Origin of the sequence: Streptomyces sp. RKAG290 (assembly GCF_023701695.1) — a bacterium.
In the GTDB taxonomy this organism is placed as follows: domain Bacteria; phylum Actinomycetota; class Actinomycetes; order Streptomycetales; family Streptomycetaceae; genus Streptomyces.
The window spans coordinates 2093981-2112492 of the sequence record NZ_JAJOZC010000001.1 but is presented as its reverse complement, the minus strand read 5'-3'; the positions used below and the strand labels follow the sequence as shown (position 1 = coordinate 2112492).

The 18512-nt window shown below is 70.9% G+C and carries 13 protein-coding genes and 5 pseudogenes; 10 read left to right on the top strand and 8 right to left on the bottom strand.

From position 1 onward, the window contains the following. Positions 1–218 precede the first annotated feature (218 nt). Positions 219–1684: pseudogene (locus LNW71_RS08830) on the top strand (sensor histidine kinase). Positions 1685–1891: 207 nt separating this feature from the next. On the opposite strand, the gene LNW71_RS08825 reads toward LNW71_RS08830, so the two are convergent. Both LNW71_RS08825 and LNW71_RS08820 read right to left on the bottom strand, forming a co-directional pair. Next, a complete protein-coding gene (locus LNW71_RS08825; RefSeq protein WP_003953983.1) occupies positions 1892–2149 on the bottom strand; it encodes a WhiB family transcriptional regulator in 258 nt (85 codons plus the stop codon). A 318-nt stretch (positions 2150–2467) separates the two neighbouring features. Then, positions 2468–3435: pseudogene (locus LNW71_RS08820) on the bottom strand (diacylglycerol kinase family protein). A 235-nt stretch (positions 3436–3670) separates the two neighbouring features. Here LNW71_RS08820 and LNW71_RS08815 point away from each other — a divergent pair. Further along, positions 3671–4060: a hypothetical protein gene (locus tag LNW71_RS08815; RefSeq protein ID WP_250971938.1), complete on the top strand. Its 390-nt coding sequence runs from the start codon at positions 3671–3673 to the stop codon at positions 4058–4060. A 70-nt stretch (positions 4061–4130) separates the two neighbouring features. Here LNW71_RS08815 and LNW71_RS08810 read toward each other — a convergent pair. From LNW71_RS08810 to LNW71_RS08800, 3 genes and pseudogenes are all read right to left on the bottom strand, one after another. Next, positions 4131–5147 (bottom strand): annotated as a pseudogene (locus LNW71_RS08810) (RNA polymerase sigma factor SigF); the annotation flags it as partial. After that, positions 5108–5521, bottom strand: a complete 414-nt coding sequence (locus tag LNW71_RS08805) for an anti-sigma regulatory factor (RefSeq protein WP_003966375.1) — start codon at positions 5519–5521, stop codon at positions 5108–5110. The gene LNW71_RS08805 and the pseudogene LNW71_RS08810, both read right to left, overlap by 40 nt. 232 nt (positions 5522–5753) lie before the next feature. Further along, positions 5754–6014, bottom strand: a complete 261-nt coding sequence (locus LNW71_RS08800; protein WP_250967729.1) for a UBP-type zinc finger domain-containing protein — start codon at positions 6012–6014, stop codon at positions 5754–5756. Between the two features lie 35 nt (positions 6015–6049). On the opposite strand from LNW71_RS08800, the gene LNW71_RS08795 reads away from it, so the two are divergent. Next, positions 6050–7648: a Na+/H+ antiporter gene (locus tag LNW71_RS08795; RefSeq protein ID WP_250967728.1), complete on the top strand. Its 1599-nt coding sequence runs from the start codon at positions 6050–6052 to the stop codon at positions 7646–7648. Here LNW71_RS08795 and LNW71_RS08790 read toward each other — a convergent pair. Then, entirely contained in the window at positions 7624–8565 is a 942-nt protein-coding gene (locus tag LNW71_RS08790) for a 1-aminocyclopropane-1-carboxylate deaminase/D-cysteine desulfhydrase (RefSeq protein WP_250967727.1), read from the bottom strand. The two genes, LNW71_RS08795 and LNW71_RS08790, sit on opposite strands and share 25 nt — an antisense overlap. Positions 8566–8606: 41 nt before the next feature. Next, the gene (locus LNW71_RS08785; RefSeq protein ID WP_250967726.1) at positions 8607–9197 is read right to left on the bottom strand and encodes an N-acetylmuramoyl-L-alanine amidase; all 591 of its coding nucleotides are present in this window, start codon (positions 9195–9197) and stop codon (positions 8607–8609) included. A gap of 433 nt (positions 9198–9630) precedes the next feature. Between LNW71_RS08785 and LNW71_RS08780 the strand changes: the two genes are divergently transcribed. The 5 genes and pseudogenes from LNW71_RS08780 to LNW71_RS08760 all read left to right on the top strand — a co-directional run bounded on the left by LNW71_RS08780 (position 9631) and on the right by LNW71_RS08760 (position 15041). Continuing rightward, positions 9631–11037, top strand: a complete 1407-nt coding sequence (locus LNW71_RS08780; RefSeq protein WP_250967725.1) for a family 2B encapsulin nanocompartment shell protein — start codon at positions 9631–9633, stop codon at positions 11035–11037. Between the two features lie 151 nt (positions 11038–11188). Further along, positions 11189–12231 (top strand): annotated as a pseudogene (locus LNW71_RS08775) (family 2 encapsulin nanocompartment cargo protein polyprenyl transferase). A gap of 543 nt (positions 12232–12774) precedes the next feature. Beyond that, positions 12775–13443 carry a DUF6304 family protein gene (locus tag LNW71_RS08770; RefSeq protein ID WP_250967724.1) on the top strand — a complete coding sequence of 223 codons (669 nt, stop codon included), beginning with the start codon at positions 12775–12777 and terminating at the stop codon, positions 13441–13443. 252 nt (positions 13444–13695) lie between these two features. After that, positions 13696–14679 (top strand): DUF1648 domain-containing protein, encoded by a 984-nt coding sequence (locus tag LNW71_RS08765; RefSeq protein WP_250967723.1) that lies wholly within the window; start codon positions 13696–13698, stop codon positions 14677–14679. A gap of 2 nt (positions 14680–14681) precedes the next feature. Beyond that, positions 14682–15041: a GntR family transcriptional regulator gene (locus LNW71_RS08760; RefSeq protein WP_250967722.1), complete on the top strand. Its 360-nt coding sequence runs from the start codon at positions 14682–14684 to the stop codon at positions 15039–15041. A gap of 265 nt (positions 15042–15306) precedes the next feature. Here the strand turns inward: LNW71_RS08760 and snpA are convergent. Continuing rightward, positions 15307–15976: pseudogene (snpA, locus tag LNW71_RS08755) on the bottom strand (snapalysin). A gap of 265 nt (positions 15977–16241) precedes the next feature. On the opposite strand from snpA, the gene LNW71_RS08750 reads away from it, so the two are divergent. Both LNW71_RS08750 and LNW71_RS08745 read left to right on the top strand, forming a co-directional pair. After that, positions 16242–17192, top strand: a complete 951-nt coding sequence (locus tag LNW71_RS08750) for a LysR family transcriptional regulator (RefSeq protein ID WP_250967721.1) — start codon at positions 16242–16244, stop codon at positions 17190–17192. A gap of 152 nt (positions 17193–17344) precedes the next feature. Next, entirely contained in the window at positions 17345–18346 is a 1002-nt protein-coding gene (locus LNW71_RS08745; RefSeq protein ID WP_250971936.1) for an NAD-dependent epimerase/dehydratase family protein, read from the top strand. Positions 18347–18512 lie beyond the last annotated feature (166 nt).

Sequence of the window (18512 nt, the reverse complement as noted above, 5' to 3'; positions counted from 1 at the left end):
GGTACCTCGCGCAGTCAGGGCAGAGAGCGCCGGTACCTCGTTCCGCTCTCCTGTGCGGGGAGAGCGGAGGCTCTTTCTACTGCATTGTGGACTAGACCATTCGTCCCTGTCCATCCGTGGGGCACGATAATTTCCGGCCCTTCCCCTTGCACGTGCGGCCGGGCCTTCCGGTTCGGAACCTGTGCGCATCCACAGGTACGCTCGCACACGTGCCCTCCATGAACGACCTCGTCCGCCAGCACACCGCCCTGAGTGACACCGACCTCGAGTGGCTCCATCTGCTGGTCTCGGAGTGGCAGCTGCTCTCCGATCTCTCCTTCGCCGACCTGGTGCTCTGGGTCCCCACCCGCGACGGCACCCGCTATGTGTCCGTCGCCCAGATGCGGCCCAACACCGGTCCCACCTCCTACCAGGACGACATGGTCGGCCACCTGGTGCCCCGCGGCCGCCGTCCGCTGCTGGACGCGGCGCTGGACGAGGGACGGATCGTGCGCGAGGGCGACCCGGAGTGGCGCGAGGAGGTCCCCGTCCGGGTCGAGTCGATCCCGGTACGCCGGGAGGGGCGCGTCCTGGGAGTCATCGCCCGCAACACCAACCTCCTCACGGTGCGCACACCGTCCCGGCTGGAGCTCACCTATCTCCAGTCCGCCTCCGACCTGGCCCAGATGATCGCCGCCGGATCCTTCCCGTTCCCCGGTCAGCAGGTCGACATGGACGCCTCGCCACGGGTGGGCGACGGTCTGGTCCGGCTCGATGCCGACGGCGTGGTCCAGTACGCCAGCCCCAACGGCCTCTCCGCGTACCACCGGCTCGGCCTGGCCTCCGACCTGGTCGGCCAGCACCTCGGCAAGATCACCGCCGAACTCGCTCCTTCCCGGGGCCCGGTGGACGAGGCACTGGTCAAACTCGCCAGCGGCTACGCGCCCCGTGAGTTCGAGGTCGAGTGCACGGGCGGTGTGATCCAGCTCCGCGCGATCCCGCTCAAGCCCAAGGGGTCAGGATCGGCTCCCTGGTCCTGCTGCGCGACGTCACGGAACTGCGCCGCCGCGAGCGCGAGTTGATCACCAAGGACGCCACCATCCGGGAGATCCACCACCGGGTGAAGAACAACCTCCAGACGGTGGCTGCCCTGTTGCGGCTGCAGGCCCGCCGGATGGACTCCGAGCAGGGCCGGGAGGCGCTCAACGAGGCGGTGCGGCGCGTCGGTTCGATCGCGATCGTGCATGAGACGCTGTCCCAGAATCTGGACGAGCGGGTGGAGTTCGACGAGATCGCCGACCGGGTCATCGCCATGGTCGCCGAGATCTCGCCGGGCAAGGTCACCTGCCGGCGCACGGGACGCTTCGGCATCCTCGACGCCGAAGTGGCCACGCCGCTGGCGATGGTCCTCACCGAAGTGCTGCAGAACGCGCTGGAGCACGCGTTCACCGTCGCCGAATCCGGCACGGTCGAGGTCTCCGCGGTGCGGGGCGGCTCACCCACGGAAGGGCGGCTGCTGATCACCGTCCAGGACGACGGGTGCGGTCTGCCCGAGGGATTCGACCCGCAGCGCGCCGGCAATCTGGGGCTCCAGATCGTGCGGACGCTGGTGGAAGGTGAGTTGAGCGGGACGTTCGGCATGGTGCCGGCGCCCGAGCGTGGCACCCAGGTCGTCCTCGACATCCCGGTCAGCGCCGACAAGTAGCGCCGCACACTCCCGGACGTGCTTTCGCGCGCGCTCCGGGAGCTGCTGCCGGATGTGGGCACAGCAGGAAGCCCGGACCGTTGGTCACGGTCCGGGCTTCCTGGTCAAGCTTGCGCTTCGGGGTTACTGCGCGCTGCGACTCGGGGGCGGGGTGATGCGTACACTCCGTACGCGCCGCCTGGCTGAGGTTCGTAGCGGTGGCGTCGGTCAGGCGCTGGCGTTGCGCGCCCGGTTGCGAGCGGCGCGGCGCTTCATTGCGCGGCGCTCGTCCTCGCTGAGGCCACCCCAGACGCCGGAGTCCTGGCCGGACTCGAGCGCCCACTGCAGGCACTGCTCCATGACGGGGCAGCGACGGCAGACGGCCTTGGCTTCCTCGATCTGCAGCAGCGCAGGACCGGTGTTGCCGATGGGGAAGAACAGCTCCGGGTCTTCCTCACGACAAACGGCGTTGTGACGCCAGTCCATGGCTGCTACCTCTCCTTGGTATTACGTACTGTGGCTTGTGAATGTGAACGCTTTCACGAATCCCCCACAGATGTCGGGCCGACGCCCAGATGAACTGGTTGTGGTCCTGTGAAGTGAGGAGGGGTTCTGGCTCTCAGTGGAGGCCGTTGTTGCGGGCCGTCCCGATCGCCATGTAGAGATTCGCAAACCTCGGCGACGGATACAACCCCTTCAGGAAAGTTTTTTTTGATTCCTCGGTGTCGGCTAGGTCACAGCCGTACTTCTAGAGGGTGGAAGCCAGTCCAAACGTTCGAGTTAAAGGACTTTGGTCCCTTCCGCTCACACAATCACACGCAGTGCACGGCGTACGCCTGTGAACGTCACACTCGTACGCAGCCCCAGGTGGTCACCGTCCATCTGGAAGGGCAGTGGGGCCTTTGAATGCAAGGTGAAGTCTGTGAGGTCATGCAGTGAAACCGCGTGCTTGCCGTGCGGACCCTTCTCGGGACTCGACGTGAGCAGCTGGGTGGCGTAGCGGGTGACCGCCGCCGTCGACAGCCGCTGCAGGCCGAGGACGTCCAGGCCGGTGTCGAACGAGGCCTTCGGGGAGGCGTACATCGGACGATTCCCCAGGTAGGTCCAGGGTGCCGTGTTGCAGATTATGGAGAGCGCGAGCTCGGTGACCGGGTCCTGGCCGGGCACCTCCAGCGTGATCATTCCGTGCCGCCGGTGCGGTTCCTGGAGAAACTGGCGGACCACCTGGCGCACGTAAAGCGCATGAGTCGAACGTCTGCCCTGTTCGCGCTGCTGTTCGACCCGGCCGATCACGCCGGCGTCGAATCCGAGACCGGCGCAGAAGGTGAACCAGCGCTCCGGGACGGACTCGTCCTCGGTCCCGGGGTACCGGCCGCCAGGCCGAGGCCGACCGTGCGCTCCGTGCTGTTGGCCAGCGCGTCCAGAATGGCGCCGGTCGCCTCCACGGCGTCGTTGGGCAGACCGAGGGCGCGTGCGAAGACATTGGTGGAGCCACCGGGGACCACCGCGAGTTTCGGCAGGCTGTCGAGGTCGGGGCCGTTGTGCAGCAGGCCGTTCACGACCTCGTTGACCGTGCCGTCGCCGCCGAGTGCCACCACGAGATCGATGTCGTCGCTGTCGGCGGCCCGTCGTCCCAGGTCGCGGGCGTGACCGCGGTACTCCGTGGTCACGGCCTCCAGCTTCATCTCGCTGGCCAGCGCGTGAATGAGCACGTCACGCGTCCGCGCACTGGTGGTGGTGGCAGCTGGGTTGACCACAAGAAGTGCGCGCATGCCCGCCAGACTACCTACCGCGGGGTTTCGGCCTGAAGTCCTGCCCGGTGACCTTCACGCTCGGTGACGACCCGGGCGCGGTGGGGCGATCGGGGCCGCCCCGTTGTGGGGTGTTTCGGACCCCGGCTTCACTTTCCCGGGCCCGGGATGCCAACCTGCAGGAGTGAGTACTCAGCAGAACGCGCCCTCGTCGATGCCTGCGGCCGGACCGTCGAAACCGGCCAGGCTCACGGTCGTGGCCGTGCTCAACGCCCTCGAAGGTGCGGCCCTCGTCATCGGCGGGATCTATCTGCTGGTCATGGGGCTGCTGGGGCGTCCCGACAGCCCGCAGCAGGCCGAAACGGGCGGCCTGACGCTGGTCGCACTCGGCCTCATCCCGCTGTTCGCCGCCCGCGGACTGCTGCTGCGACGCAGCTGGAGCCGCGGTCCGGCACTCATCACGCAGATCATCGCACTGCCGGTGGCCTGGACGCTGCTGCGCTCCCACGGGGTGCTGATCCCTGCCGGGATCGTCCTCGCGGCCGTGTCGCTGACCGCGCTGTTCCAGCTGGCCAGGCCGGCGACGATCGAGGCGCTGGGCATCCGCCGGCCGGGCGCGGCGTCCAGGACCGACACCGACGCCTGAGGCGCACACCGGTCGTCCCGCGTGCGGCCGTCGGTTCCCCGAGGCCGCACGCCGCCGTCCGGAGGTCCGGCTACTCCTCGACGAGCAGCCGCTCGCGCAGCTGCGCCAGGGTGCGCGCCAGCAGCCGTGAGACGTGCATCTGGGAGATGCCGACCTCCTGCGCGATCTGGGACTGGGTCATGTTGCCGAAGAACCGGAGCAGCAGGATCCGCTTCTCCCGCGGTGGCAGGTCCTCCAGCAGCGGCTTGAGCGACTCCCGGTACTCGACCCCCTCCAGCGCCTCGTCCTCGGAGCCGAGCGTGTCCGCGACCGCGGGGGACTCGTCGTCCGTGTCCGGCACGTCCAGCGAGAGCGTGCTGTAGGCATTGGCCGATTCCAGGCCCTCCAGGACCTCTTCCTCGGAGATGCCGAGCCGCTCGGCCAGCTCGTGCACGGTGGGTGAGCGGCCGTGCTGCTGGGAGAGTTCCGCGGTCGCCGTGGTCAGCGAGAGCCGTAGTTCCTGGAGCCGGCGCGGCACCCGCACCGCCCAGCCCTTGTCACGGAAATGGCGCTTGATCTCGCCGACGACCGTGGGTGTCGCGTACGTCGAGAACTCGACACCCCGCTCCGGATCGAACCGGTCCACCGACTTGATCAGGCCGATCGTGGCCACCTGGGTCAGGTCGTCCAGCGGTTCGCCGCGGTTACGGAAGCGCCGCGCCAGGTGCTCCACGAGCGGCAGGTGCATCCGCACCAGCCGGTTGCGCAGCTCCGCCTTCTGGGGTGAGCCCTCGGGGAGCTTGCCCAGCTCGATGAACAGCGCCCGCGCCGCGCTGCGGTCGTGTGGATCGTGGTGCCCGTGCTCGCTCATCTGGCCTGCCCGCTCCGCCTGCGACTGCTCCACCGCGACCGTACGTCCAGCGGGCCCGTCCGCCCCGTCCACCGCACGGGGCAGGTCCGCCCCGTCCACCGGATGAGGCAGGGCCTGCTGTTCCGGGATGCCTGCTGGGCGCACCACCCCCGGTCGGATCGTCTCGTCCCGCACGGGACCGTCCCCGTTCCCGTTGCTCACGCCGGCCCGGGTCCCGCGCCGCGCTGTTTGTACAGGCTGATGCTGACCGTCCGGTCATCGGCGACCGTGGAGTCGACCTTGCCCGCCAGTGCGGAGAGCACCGTCCAGGCAAAGGTGTCGCGCTCCGGGGCCCGGCCGTCCGTCGTCGGGGCCGAAACCGTCACCTCGAGTGAATCGTCGACGAGACGGAAGACGCAGCTGAGGACGGAGCCGGGCACGGCCTGCTGAAGCAGGATCGCGCAGGCCTCGTCGACCGCGATGCGAAGATCCTCGATCTCGTCGAGAGTGAAGTCCAAACGCGCTGCGAGTCCGGCCGTAGCCGTACGCAGCACCGACAGGTAGGCACCCGCAGCGGGCAGCCGGACCTCTACGAAGTCCTGATTCCCGGGCTCGCCTGCGATCTGGGACACCCTCACCTCCAAGGTGGCACAAACTCATTCGAGGATCCGGGAAGAGTGCCCCGGAGCCATGCGGTACGTCTTCGGTTATTGGTCCGGCGACGCTATCGCGATCCATGATGCCGTGTCGCCGGGACCCCGTCCCATGACTGTCACTCATGGTAAGCCCATGAGTACACACAGTGGCTAGAGGTATGCGGCGGTCAATTACGAACAACAGGCGCCGGTTTGACGTACCCAGACGTCAGACGATCGAACCGTCTTCGAAGCACCAGCGCCAGTTCTCGCCGGCCTCGAAGCTCCGCATCACCGGATGACCGGTCTCCTTGAAGTGCGTCGTGGCGTGCTGCAGGGGTGACGAATCGCAGCAGCCGACATGGCCGCAGATCAGGCAGAGTCGCAGTTGCACGGGGTGGGTGCCCGTCGCCTCGCACTCGAGACAGGTCTCACTGAGGGGCGCGGGCTCGGGGCGGGGCAGTTCGGATACGTGCGGGCACTCACTCATGATGGCCAGGTTACGACGGATGCGAGGACCGTGAGATGGACGCATTGCCCCTGGTGGCACTGGTCGCCGCCAGTGCGGCGGTGGCGGGGCTGGCCCGCCGCACGCCGGTGCCGGCCCCCCTGTGGCTGGTGGCGCTGGGGCTGATCGGCGCGTATGTGCCGGGGGTGCCGACGTACACCCTGGACGCGCACATCGTGCTGCCGCTCCTGCTGCCGCCGCTGCTGTACACGGCCGCCGTCGACAGCTCGTACCTCGACCTGCGGGCCAATCTGCGCCCCGTCGCCCTGCTCTCCGTCGGCTACGTGCTGTTCGCGACCGTGGCGGTGGGCTGGCTGGCGTACCGGCTGGTGCCCGATCTGCCGCTCACCGCCGCGCTGGTGCTGGGTGCCGTGATCGCCCCGCCGGACGCCGTCACGGCGGCGGCGATCGCCCGCCGGGTCGGCCTGCCTGCGAGGGTCACGACGATCCTGCAGGGCGAGTCCCTGGTGAACGACGCCACCGCGATCACCGCGTACAAGGTGGCGCTCGCGGCCGCCGTGGGCGAGGGGATGAGCTGGGGCGCGGGGATCGGCGAGTTCCTCCTGGCGGCGGTCGGCGGCGTCGGGGTCGGCCTGGTGCTCATGGTGCCGCTGCACTGGCTCCGCACGCACCTCAGGGAGGCGCTGCTCCAGAACACCCTGTCGCTCCTGATCCCCTTCGTGGCGTACGCGGCAGCCGAGCGCGTGCACGCCTCGGGAGTGCTCGCGGTGGTCGTCGTCGCGCTCTATCTGGGACACCGTTCCTGGCAGGTGGACTTCGCGACCAGGCTCCAGGAGGCAGCCGTCTGGAAGATGGTCGCCTTCGTCCTGGAGTCCGCGGTCTTCGCACTGATCGGCCTCCAGCTGCCCTTCGTACTGAAGGGGCTCGGTACCTACGCCGTGGCGGAGGCCCTCTGGTATGCGGTGGCGGTGTTCCTGGCAGTCGTCGTGGTCCGGTTCATCTGGGTCTACCCGGCGACCTATCTGCCCCGGCTGTCGAAACGGATCAGGGAGCGGGAACCCGAGACCGACTGGACCGCGCCGCTGATCGTGGGCTGGGCCGGGATGCGCGGTGTCGTCTCGCTCGCCATCGCCTTCTCCATCCCGATGCTCACGTCCGACGGCGAGGACTTCCCGGCGCGCAACCTGGTGCTCTTCCTGACGTTCACCACGGTCATCGGCACCCTGGTCATCCAGGGCCTCACGCTGCCGCTCCTGGTGCGCGTCCTGCGGCTTCCCGGGCGCGACAGGCAGGCCGAGACGCTCGCCGAGGCGCAGGCGCAGAGCGAGGCGTCCACGGCCGCCGAGGCGCGGCTGGAGGATCTGCTCACCGACGAGCGCAACTCCCTGCCCCAGCCGCTGACCGACCGGCTGCGCACCGTCCTGGAGCGGCGCCGCAACGCCGTGTGGGAGCGGCTCGGGGCGTCCAACCCGGTGACGGGGGAGTCGGCGGACGACACCTACCGGCGGCTGGCCGGCGAGATGATCGAGGCCGAGCGCGAGGTCTTCGTGAGGCTGCGGGACGAGCGCAGCATCGACGACGAGATGATGCGGACCCTGCTCAGGCGCCTCGACCTGGAGGAAGCGGCGGCCTACCGGGAGGAGGCGGACGGCTGAGCGGGCGGTGTCGGCTCGGCCGGGTCCGGGCGGCCCGTGATGACGGCGGCGACCGCGTTGCCGGCCGGGAAGGCGCCCTCCTCGGCCAGCACCGTGAGCGCGTACAGGAGTTTGGCCACATAGAGCCGCTCGACCGGCAGCCCGTGCCGGTCCTCGAAGTCGTCCGCGAAGGCGTGCAGCCCGGGAGTGGTGCGGGCGTATCCGCCGAAGTGGAAGCGCTCGTCCAGGGACCAGGTGCCGGCCGGGCCGCCGAACGCCTCCTGCTGCAGGGACCGCACCTCGTCCCCCAGGAACCCGCCGCGCAGCACCGGGACGCCGAGGGCGCGCTGTCCCGGTGCGAGTCCGGCGGCGAGACCGGCGAGGGTGCCGCCGGTGCCGCAGGCCACCGCCGCCACGTCGGCCCGGCCGCGCAGCTCGCGCCCGAGCTCTGTGCAGCCCTGTGCGGCCAGGGCGTTGCTGCCACCCTCCGGGATGACCTCGCAGTCCCCGTGGACGCTCAGCAGCCCGGCCAGGACCTGCGGATCGGTCTTGGCGCGGTAGGTCCCGCGGTCCACGAAGTGCAGCCGCATGCCGTCGGCCGCGCACCGGGCGAGCGAGGGGTTGAGCGGGCGGTGGGCGAGCTCGTCGCCGCGGACGACGCCGACGGTACGGAAGCCGAGCAGCCGGCCCGCCGCGGCCGTGGCCCGCAGGTGGTTGGAGTACGCCCCGCCGAACGTCAGCACGGGGCGCCCGGCGGCCGAGACCAGATTGGGGGCGAGCTTGCGCCATTTGTTGCCCGGCAGATCCGGGTGGATCAGGTCGTCGCGCTTGAGCAGCAGCCGCACGCCGTGCCGCGCGAAGCGCTCGTCCTCGGCCGGCTGCAGCGGCGACGGGAGTACCGGCTGCAGTCGGGAGAGGCCGGGCGGTGGGTAGGGCATGCCTCCATTGTGGACGTGCTCCGGGCCGCCGGCGGGGCGGGCTACTTCAGCCGGTCGTGGATCCGGGCACGCATCGAAGCCATCGTGAAGCCGCGCGGGTCCACCTTGCCCGGCTGCCACTCCAGGTGTCCGATGACCGACTTGGAGGTCCAGTCGTGGTGGCGGCAGATCGCGGCCGCCGCCTTCTCGATGGCTTCGAGCTGGACGGCGGGCCAGGGGTCCTTGCCGTCGCCGAGGTTCTCGCACTCGAAGCCGTAGAAGTGCCGGTTCCCGTCGGTGTTGGCCTCGTTGTCCGACGGCAGGCCCTTCTCGGCCACGACGGCACGCAGGACGTCGTCGTCGCCGAGGCCGGCGTGATTGGCCCGGCCGTAGCCGACCAGGTGGACCCGGCCGTCCTTGGCGATGACCCCGTGGCACAGCGGCCCCGGCAGGTCGGCGTAGCCGTCGCGGCAGATCCGGACGGTGGCGGCGGTGCCCTTGGTGACGGTGTGATGGATCATCACGCCGTTGACCGGGCCCCAGGCGCCCTTGTGGTTGCGGTTGTGGGTACGCCAGTCACCGACCTGGACGACGGTGAGCCCTTCGTTCTTCAGGGCGGCGAGGAAGGTGCTCGCGGACATGGGTGAGGACATGGCCGTCTCCTTTGTGCGTGGGGAGTATGTCCGTACAGCGCTTCTACCCGAGGAACGGGGTCCCGGACCGGTTGCGGGCCGATTGAGCGAGTCTGTTCGGGCCGTGTGCGAGCCGATCCGGTCAAATCCGCGCCCACCGGACCCGGTTCGGTCCCGGGCGAGCCACAGGTCGGGGCCGAGCACCTTGCGGCGGATGTCGAAGGGTCGCCGGGGGAGCGGTCGCCGTGCACGACGGTGACCGGGGAGCTGAGCGAGGGGCGGGGCCTTCGCGGACTCCGGTACGGGCAGCAAGTGATCCGGGCCAGCGGGCATCGCGCAGCGTGGTGCCCAGCCCAAAGCCCGATTAGTCACACTCTTTTGTGTAATGGCGTGCCGAGTCCTCCTGCTGAAAGGCTTCTTCTCGCAGGTCAGTCGAAGATCGAAAGGACGTCAGATGTCCGTTGGCGAAGAGGTTCAGAACGTGCAGCTGCCGCCGCAGCAGAGTCTCGGCACGGCAGCCGCGCGGAACCTCGCGACGACCACCAAGTCCGCCCCGCAAATGCAGGAAATCACCTCACGGTGGCTGCTGAAGATGCTGCCGTGGGTCCAGGTGCAGGGCGGCACATACCGGGTGAACCGCAGGCTGAGCTACTCGGTCGGGGACGGCCGGGTGACTTTTGTGCAGACCGGGGACCGGGTCGCGGTCATCCCCGCCGAGCTCGGCGAACTTCCGGCCCTGAGGGATTTCGGGGACGAGGAGGTGCTCGCCGAGCTGGCCCGCAGGTGCGAACAGCGCGACATCCCGGCCGGTCAGCTCCTGGCCACGGCCGGAGAGGCCGCGGACCGGGTCTTCCTGCTCGCGCACGGCAGGGTCGAGAAGATCGGCACCGGACAGTACGGGGACGAGACGGTGCTGGGGGTGCATGCCGACGGGTCCTATTTCGGTGACCACTCCCTCATCGAGGGAGACGCCCTCTGGGAGTACTCGGCCCGCGCCGTCACCGCCTGCACCGTACTGACGCTGCGGCGCGCGGACGTGCTCAACCTCGCCGAGCGGGCCGAATCACTGCGCACCCATCTCGCCGGGCTGCTGACCATCCCGCACCAGCGCACCAACAACTACGGCGAGGCGGAGATCGACCTGTCGGCGGGCCACGTCGGCGAGGCCGTCGTGCCGCACACCTATGTCGACTACGAGTCCGCGCCGCGCGAGTACGAACTGAGCGTCGCGCAGACGGTGCTGAAGGTGCACAGCAGGGTCGCCGACCTCTACAACCAGCCGATGAACCAGACCGAGCAGCAGTTGCGGCTCACGGTCGAGGCGCTGCGTGAGCGCCAGGAGCACGAGCTGATCAACAACCGGGAGTTCGGCCTGCTCAACAACTGCGACTACGGCCAGCGGATCCAGCCGCACGACGGGGTGCCCGGCCCCGACGACATGGACGAACTGCTGTCGCGCCGCCGCGGGTCGAAGCTCTTCCTGGCCCACCCGCGGGCCATCGCCGCCTTCGGCCGGGAGTGCAGCAAGCGCGGTCTGGTCCCGGAGAGCGTGGACGTGGGCGGGCACCACGTGCCGGCCTGGCGCGGGGTGCCGATCTTCCCGTCCAACAAGATCCCGGTCAGCGACGCCCGCACCACATCGATCATCTGCATGAGGACCGGTGAGTCCGAGCAGGGCGTGATCGGGCTCCAGCAGACGGGCATCCCGGACGAGATCGAGCCCAGCCTCTCGGTCCGCTTCATGGGCATCGACGAGCAGGCGATCATCTCCTACCTCGTGACGGCCTACTACTCGGCGGCCGTACTCGTGCCGGACGCCCTCGGCGTCCTGGAGAACGTCGAGGTCAGCCGCTGGCGGTAAGCCCCTGGGGACCGGACCGCCGGGGCAGCCCGCCTTCGGTCCGGCCCTCGTCGGCCACGGCGCGCAGTACCCACAGCTACCACCCACGTCCCGGCCCCGGGACGACACTGACCGGGGCCGGGACGGCAACGACCGGGGTGACCGATTGACCATGACCCGTACAGATGCCGCGACCGAGGGCAACGAGGCCGCGGCACTTCTGGAATACACCCGATCCCTCGTCGACCCGCACCTGCGGGCCGCGGTCGCCTCACTGCCGGGATCGATCCGGCGCGTAGCCATGTACCACTTCGGCTGGCAGCACGCCGACGGCAGCCCGGCCGGGGGCGGTGCGGGCAAGGCGATCAGACCCGCGCTCGTCCTGGCCACCACCCGGGCGCTCGGCGGCGACCCCCGGGACGCCGTGCGGGCGGCCGTCGCGGTGGAACTGGCCCACAACTTCACCCTGCTGCACGACGACGTCATCGACGAGGACCGGACCCGTCGCCACCGCGCCACCGCCTGGACGGTCTTCGGCATCCCCGATGCCGTCATCGCGGGGGACGCCATGCTCGCCCTCGCCCAGCGGCTCCTCGCCGAGGACGCCCGATCGGTGTCGGCGCGCGCCTCGGCCCGGCTCTCGACCTGTGTCATCGAGCTCTGCGCGGGCCAGCAGGCCGACTGCGCCTTCGAGGAACGCGGCCCGGACGAGGTCACCTTGGACGAGTGCCTCACCATGGCGACGGCCAAGACCGGCGCACTGCTGGGCTGCGCCTGCGCGATGGGCGCGCTCTACGCGGGTGTGGATGAGCGGGCCGTCGGCGCGATGGACGGTTTCGGCAGGGAGGCCGGACTGGCCTTTCAGCTCATCGACGACCTGATCGGCATCTGGGGGACCCGGCCCAGACCGGTAAGCCGGTCGGCGCCGACCTCAGCGCCCACAAGAAGTCGTTGCCCGTGGTCGCCGCACTCACCTCCGGCACCCCGGCGGCGGCGGAGCTCGCCGCGCTCTACCGCGGCGCCATGAGCACGGCCGGCGAGGTGAGCCGGGCATCCGACGCAGTCGACCGGGCCGGCGGCCGCGACTGGGCCCAGGTCTGCGCCGCGGACCGGATGGCACGCGCGGTGCACCACCTGTCCCGCGCGGTGCCCGACCTGTCCGCGGCGGGCGACCTCCTTGCCCTGGCGGAGTTCGTCACCCGCCGGACGCACTGACCGAACAGACGGAGAGGAGGCGGCGGAGACCGGCCGGCCGGCCGTACACGGAAGCGGCCGTGAAGGAAGGAGCCCAGGACGAAGCCCGTACATCGGATCGGATCCGTGTCCCGGGGCCGGGGAACGGAGGAGGGAGCAGGGCAGCCCTCGCGGAGTCCGTACGACCTCAACGCAACCAGCGGGTCACACCGGTTGGGGCGGTCGGGCGATGCGGGGCTGTCGGTGCCAGGTGCCGGTGCCGGGTGCCGGAGCGAAGGGCCACGGTGCGGTGGGCGGACGCCCGGCGGCGTGGCGGGCGGGGCGGACATGGCGGGCGGGGTGGCTTTCGGTCGCGCGGGTGGGTGCGTCAGCCCGTGACCGCCGGGCGGGAGAGCCGCGGGCGCGGCGGTGCGATGGGTCCGGGCCGGGGCGGTGCGATGGGTCCGGGCCGGGGCGGTCGAGCGGGGCCGTCCGTCAGCGGCGAGGTCACCGGGCGCGCGAGGAACGCGAGGAAACGGAGGGCGGCACCGGGAGTGTCGGAGGCACGGGCTACAGTCCGTGCCCATGACAGATGAGTCGTGGGCAGGGTGGTACCGGGACCGGCAGGGCTCCGATGCCGTCATCCTCACCACCGACGGACAGCAACTCCGCCTCCGCGTAAGGGGCGTCGATTTCGAGGGCGAGAGCTTCGACAACCTCTGCCCGGTGGCCGGTATGCCGCCCGGGAGCGAGATGTTCGCCCTGGCGGACGGTGTGCTCAACGACTGTGTCCTGGAATGGGACCTGCCGTTCCCGGTCACCGTGGACGGGGCGGCCCAGCGGGCGACCCTCAGCTGCCTGCTGTCGCTGCGCAGGCCGGACCCCTACCTCTACCTGGAGCTGCAGTTCGGCGGAGCGGCCTTCCGCTCCCACCGGGCCGAGAGCGACTTCGGGGCCGCGCTCGCGACCATCCAGCGGGTCCTGCCGGCCGGGGTCCGCCTCCAGACCTGCATCGCCTGTGCCTTCTCGGACTACTTCCCGGCGCCCGGACGCGGTCTCTCCGGCGGCCTCGCCTGCTTCCGCGGTGCCAAGGAGGCATACCGCGGCGCGGACGGCGAGGGTGATGTCCTGGACCTGTGGGACCGGCGCAGTGGTTTCGTCCAGGAGGTCTGGAGCTGCCGGGAGTTCGAACCCCGTCCGGCGGCAGGCGCGGGCACCGGCCACCGCGGCGCGTTCCCGCTCGAACTGGCCTGACCGCCGCCCGGACCGCCCCGCCCCGGTTCCGACCGCCCGCCCCGATGCGGACCGCCCGACCCGGTTCCGTCCACCCGTCCCGGTGCTGACCGCCTGAACCGGGCCTGAGCGCCCGCACCGGCTCACGTATCCCGGAACGCCTACCACCGAACCCCCTACCGCCGAACCCGCCTGACAGCGCGTCACCGTCAGGCGGGTTCGGCATTGCCGCGCCTCCATTGTTCTACTAGCATGCGAACAATGGAGGTTTTAATGAACCGGAAGAATGCCGCCCGTGCAGCCCTTGCCGCGCTGCCGTTCCTGCTCGCAACCGCCGCCGACCTGACCCTCTTCGCCACCCGCCGGGACCGGCTGCCCGCGCAGCTGGCCAGCCATTTCGTGGGCAACGGCAGGGCGAACGACCATGCGAGCCAGACCTCTTACGTCGTGGTCACCGTGCTGCTGCTGGTCGGTACAGGCACGCTGTCGACCCTGATGACGGTCGCGGGGAAGTTCTCCGGCGCCGCTCACCGCAGACTGGTCGCCGGCGGCTACGCCGTCGCGGGATTCCTCGGCTACCTGATGGCGGTCGTCCTGCTCATCAACGTGGATGCCGCCGAGGACGCGAAGGGCCGGGCCCAGGCGGTCTCGTTCCCGATGTGGCACCTGGCCGCGGGGATCGGGGTCGCGGTGCTCGCCTTCGGGCTCGGGCTGCTGATCGCCGGGCTCCTTCCGGTGCCGCAGGGCCCGTCCGCCGCCGGGCCTGCCGGGGAGGGCGAACGGATCGTGCTGGCCGACGGGGAGGTCGCGGGGTGGGCGCGCAGTGCCGGGACCTGGTGGCCGCCGGCGGTCGCGCTCGTGGTGGTCGGAAGCGGGTTCATCCTGCTGTTCACCGCGGGCTGGGCGGCGGCGGTGCCGGCTCTCCTCGTGGGCGCGGTCCTGGCGAGCTTCGCCCACCCGTACGTGAGCGTGGACCGGCGGGGCATCACCGTCTCCGGAGTGCTGCCCTGGCCCCGCATAAGGGTCCCGCTGGACCGGATCGAGACGGCGACCAGCCGGAACATCAACGCCCTGGCGGAGTACGGGGGATGGGGGTACCGGGTCCGGGCGGGGCGCACCGGGGTCATGATCCGCTCCGGGGAGGGGCTCGTGGCGCGGCTGTCCGGCGGCCGGGACTTCGCGGTGACCGTCGACGACTCGGCGACCGCTGCCGCGCTCCTCAACACCCTGATCGACCAACGCCGAACGGAACACTGACCATGCTCTTCCGGGTCGACCCCACCTCCACCGTTCCGCTGGGGGACCAGATCGCGGCCTGCGTGCGCCGTGCCGTCGTCGACGGGGCGGTGGCTCCCGGCGAGAGACTGCCCGCCGCCCGGGTCCTTGCCGAGTCGCTGGGGGTCAACGTGCACACGGCGCTGCGCGGCTACCAGCGGCTGCGCGAGGAGGGCCTGATCGAACTGCGCCGGGGACGCGGCGCGGTCGTTACCGCGGGTGCCTCCCCGCACCGCGCCCGGCTGCTGGAGCGGGTACGCGCGGTGGTCGTCGACGCCCGTGAGATCGGGATGACGGAGGAGGAACTCCTGGCCCTCGTCCGTACCGAACTGAACGCCGGGTAGCGGCCGGTACGACGCTCCATGCCGCGGGAGCAGGCATCTCCGTGCCGGGAGGGACAACGTCCGTGCACTGCCACGAAGGGCACCTCCGTGCCGCGAGTGCCCGCCGCCGTACCGGGAGGCAACGTCCGTGCGTGCTGCTAAGGGCCCGCCTCCGTGCCGGAAGGTGGCAACGTCCGTGCACGAGGGTCCCCCTCCGTATCGGAGAGGGACCCCCTGGGTCACGAGGGGGCCACCTCGTCCTGCGAGGTGGCCCCGGGTGGCAGGGTCAGGAACCGCTGCGGGCGAGCGCGGCCGCGAAGCCGTTCTGCCACAGGTAGTTCACCTGGTTGCGCTCGTTCGTGTCCGGATACGGGTTGGTGCAGGACGGGCCGGGGCCGCCGCCCGACATCAGCTCGCTGCACGGACCCGAGTAGTCGTCCGGCAGGCCGAGCACGTGCCCGGTCTCGTGGGTCGTGACGCGGGTCGAGTCGTACTGCTGGTTCTGCGCGTAGTCGAGGAAGATGTAGCCGTTGCCATGCCCGTCGGTGCTGGCGTACGAGCCGCTCGGGTCGTCGCCCTCGTAGTACGTGAAGTCGGCGTTGGAGCCTTCCTGCAGCTGGACGTTGGAGACCGAGCTGTTCCAGATCTGTGCGCTGTTGGCTATCTGGGTGCGGAAGCTGGGGGCGTTGGCGGTGCTGTAGACGATCGTGACCGACTTGAGGCCGGGGTTCGCTGCGCGCTTCTCGGCAACGGACTTCACCACCGCATCGAAGAACGCCTTGTTGGCGGCGGCGCTCTCGTGCGAGCCGGCGTGGGCGGTGTACGCGGCGTGGGGGCCGAGGAGGGAGCGGCAGGCGCCGGGGCGGCAGAGGCGAGCGCGGGGTGGTACCCAGCGCGGCGGCAAGGCCGAAGCCGAGGCCGAGCACGGCAGACGTGACGGTCCTGGGGTGTCTCATGGGGGATCTCCTACCAGTTACCTGTCAGAGGAACCCGTCCGATGATCGGACTCGGACGGGGGCGGTACGGAGAGAGTGTCGGCGAATCGGAGCCGGTGCGGATGATGCCAACTGGGGATAGCACGGCCCTATCACCCCGCGGAGAACCGGAGGGCCGCGAGCGGACACAAACGGTGCCGTGCATTCCGACGACCGCTGAATTGGCGGCGTTTGGTGGGGTTGGGGTGTCTGGTGCGGTAGGGTCCCGCCGTCCTACCCTCGGCACATGGAGCTTGAGGTGAGGCACCTCAGGGCGCTGTGCGCCATCGCCGACACGGGCAGCCTGCACCGGGCCGCCCGCAGGCTGGGCGTGAGCCAGCCCTCGCTCACCACGCAGCTGCGGCGGATCGAGAACTCCCTCGGGGCCGAGCTGTTCAGCCGCGAACGCACCGGCTGCCGCCCCACTCTGCTCGGCCACGCCGTCCTCAGCCGGGCCCGTCCGCTCGTGGACGGGATGAGGGCCCTGGTCACCGACGCGAAGGCGGAGGCCGACGCGGCCCGCTCCGGCGGCCCCCGGCTGCGGATCGGCTGTACCGCCAGCCGGGTCATCGGCGGCTGGCTGCGCAGGCTGCGGATCCGGCTGCCCGGGACGGACATCTCCCTTCGGGTCGACGTGTCGGCCCATGCCCTGCTGCGGGCCGTCGAGGCCGGGCGGCTCGACGTCGCCTTCGTCCACGAGGTGGAGGGCTGCCCGCTGTACATGCCGGACGGCCTGGTGCAGCGGGTGCTGGTGGACCGCGAGCCGCAGTTCGTCTCGATGGCCCGCGACCACCCGGCCGCCGCCCTTCCCGTCGTCGACCTGACCGACCTGGCCGCCGACCGGTGGATGGTCGATCCCACGGTGGACGGTGAATGGGACGGTCTGCGCCGGGTGTTCGGCGCGGCCGGTGTCGAGCCGACCGTGCTGCACGGCGACTACCTCACCGCCGCCTCCCTGGTCGTTCTCGGCGAGGCGGTCGCCCCCTGCCAGCCGACCTCGGGCCCGCGCGACGACATGGCGATCCGCCCGCTGCGCGACGACCCGCTCGCCGTGCGGCTGCTGCTGGTCTCCCGGCCCGGCGCCGACATGGCGGCGGTGTACGGCGAGCTGGAGGCCGCCTACCGGGAGGCGGCGCGCCGGGCGGACGGCTACCACCAGTGGTTGCTGCGCAACCGCAGCCCGCTCGCTCTCTCCTGAGCACGGCGCCCTTCCCGGCCGGGCCCCGACACCCGCTCATGCTCGGGCCCCGATTCCCCCTTGGTTTCCCGTGTCCGGGGTGATTCAGCCCAGAGCGAGGACCTTTCCGGATCGCGGCGCCGAAGGGCAGAGTCGAGATCATGAGGCTTCTGATGCTGGGTGGTACGGAATTCGTCGGCCGGGCCGTCACCGACGATGCGCTGGCGCGGGGGTGGGAGGTCACGGTGTTCCACCGCGGCCACCACGGAGCGCCGCCCGGTGTGGCCGAACTGCTCGGCGACCGCACCGCCGAGGACGGTCTGGCCGCGCTCGCGGCCGTGGAGGCGCCGGCCGAGGGCACCTACACGTGGGACCTGGTGGTCGACACCTGGAGCGCCGCCCCGTCGGTCGTACGGGACGCGGCCCGGCTGCTGTCCGGCCGGGCCGCGCGGTACGCGTACGTCTCAAGCCGTTCCGTGTACGACTACCCGACACCGGCGGGCCTGGACGAAGACGCACCGCTGGTCGAGGGCGCCTCGCCCGACGCGGGCGGCGACGTCCCCTACCCCCAGGCCAAGCGCGGCGGTGAACTGGCGGCGCTGGACGCCTTCGGCGACCGCGCGCTCCTGGTTCGGGCGGGGCTGGTCATCGGCCCTTGGGAGAACATCGGGCGGCTGCCGTGGTGGCTGAACCGGATCGCCCGCGGCGGCCCCGTGCTGGCACCGGGAACACCGGATCTGCCGCTCCAGTACATCGACGTCCGCGACCTCGCCGCATGGCTGCTGGATGCCGCGGAGGGCGGCCTGCACGGCCCGTACAACCTGGTCAGCCGCCCCGGACACACCACGATGGGGGAACTGCTCGACGCCTGTGTACGTGCCACCGGTTCCGGAGCCGAGCTGCGCTGGACCGACACCGAGACCATCCTCGCGGCGGGCGTCGAGCCCTGGAGCGACCTGCCGGTCTGGCTGCCGCCGGGGGAGCTGTACGACACCCTGCACCAGGGCGACGTCAGCAGGGCGTACGCCACGGGGCTGCACTGCAGGCCGGTGGCGGAGACGGTGGCCGACACCTGGACGTGGCTGTGCGAACAGGGCGGCACCGCACCGCAGCGGCCCGACCGCCCCCCGGTGGGCCTCGATCCGCAGATCGAGGCGAAGCTGCTGGCGGGCTGAGGGGGCCGCCGGCGGAACCCACATCAGCAACACCGGCACCTTCGTGGGCGTCGTGGCCAGGTCAGGGAGGCCGCCGCGGCGACCGAGGGCCCGGAGGCGAACTCCCGAACACGGGTTCGCGCGGCGGTGAACAGGGGACCGGCGGGATCGCGGCCGTGCTGTCGAT

What these genes read in the sequence shown, in the direction of transcription:
- LNW71_RS08825 (WP_003953983.1), bottom strand. Translation starts at nt 2,149, where the DNA reads ATGGACTGGCGTCACAACGCCGTTTGTCGTGAGGAAGACCCGGAGCTG.
- LNW71_RS08800 (WP_250967729.1), bottom strand. Translation starts at nt 6,014, where the DNA reads ATGAGTGAGTGCCCGCACGTATCCGAACTGCCCCGCCCCGAGCCCGCG.
- LNW71_RS08795 (WP_250967728.1), top strand. Translation starts at nt 6,050, where the DNA reads ATGGACGCATTGCCCCTGGTGGCACTGGTCGCCGCCAGTGCGGCGGTG.
- LNW71_RS08790 (WP_250967727.1), bottom strand. Translation starts at nt 8,565, where the DNA reads ATGCCCTACCCACCGCCCGGCCTCTCCCGACTGCAGCCGGTACTCCCG.
- LNW71_RS08785 (WP_250967726.1), bottom strand. Translation starts at nt 9,197, where the DNA reads ATGTCCTCACCCATGTCCGCGAGCACCTTCCTCGCCGCCCTGAAGAAC.
- LNW71_RS08780 (WP_250967725.1), top strand. Translation starts at nt 9,631, where the DNA reads ATGTCCGTTGGCGAAGAGGTTCAGAACGTGCAGCTGCCGCCGCAGCAG.
- LNW71_RS08770 (WP_250967724.1), top strand. Translation starts at nt 12,775, where the DNA reads ATGACAGATGAGTCGTGGGCAGGGTGGTACCGGGACCGGCAGGGCTCC.
- LNW71_RS08765 (WP_250967723.1), top strand. Translation starts at nt 13,696, where the DNA reads ATGAACCGGAAGAATGCCGCCCGTGCAGCCCTTGCCGCGCTGCCGTTC.
- LNW71_RS08760 (WP_250967722.1), top strand. Translation starts at nt 14,682, where the DNA reads ATGCTCTTCCGGGTCGACCCCACCTCCACCGTTCCGCTGGGGGACCAG.
- LNW71_RS08750 (WP_250967721.1), top strand. Translation starts at nt 16,242, where the DNA reads ATGGAGCTTGAGGTGAGGCACCTCAGGGCGCTGTGCGCCATCGCCGAC.
- LNW71_RS08745 (WP_250971936.1), top strand. Translation starts at nt 17,345, where the DNA reads ATGCTGGGTGGTACGGAATTCGTCGGCCGGGCCGTCACCGACGATGCG.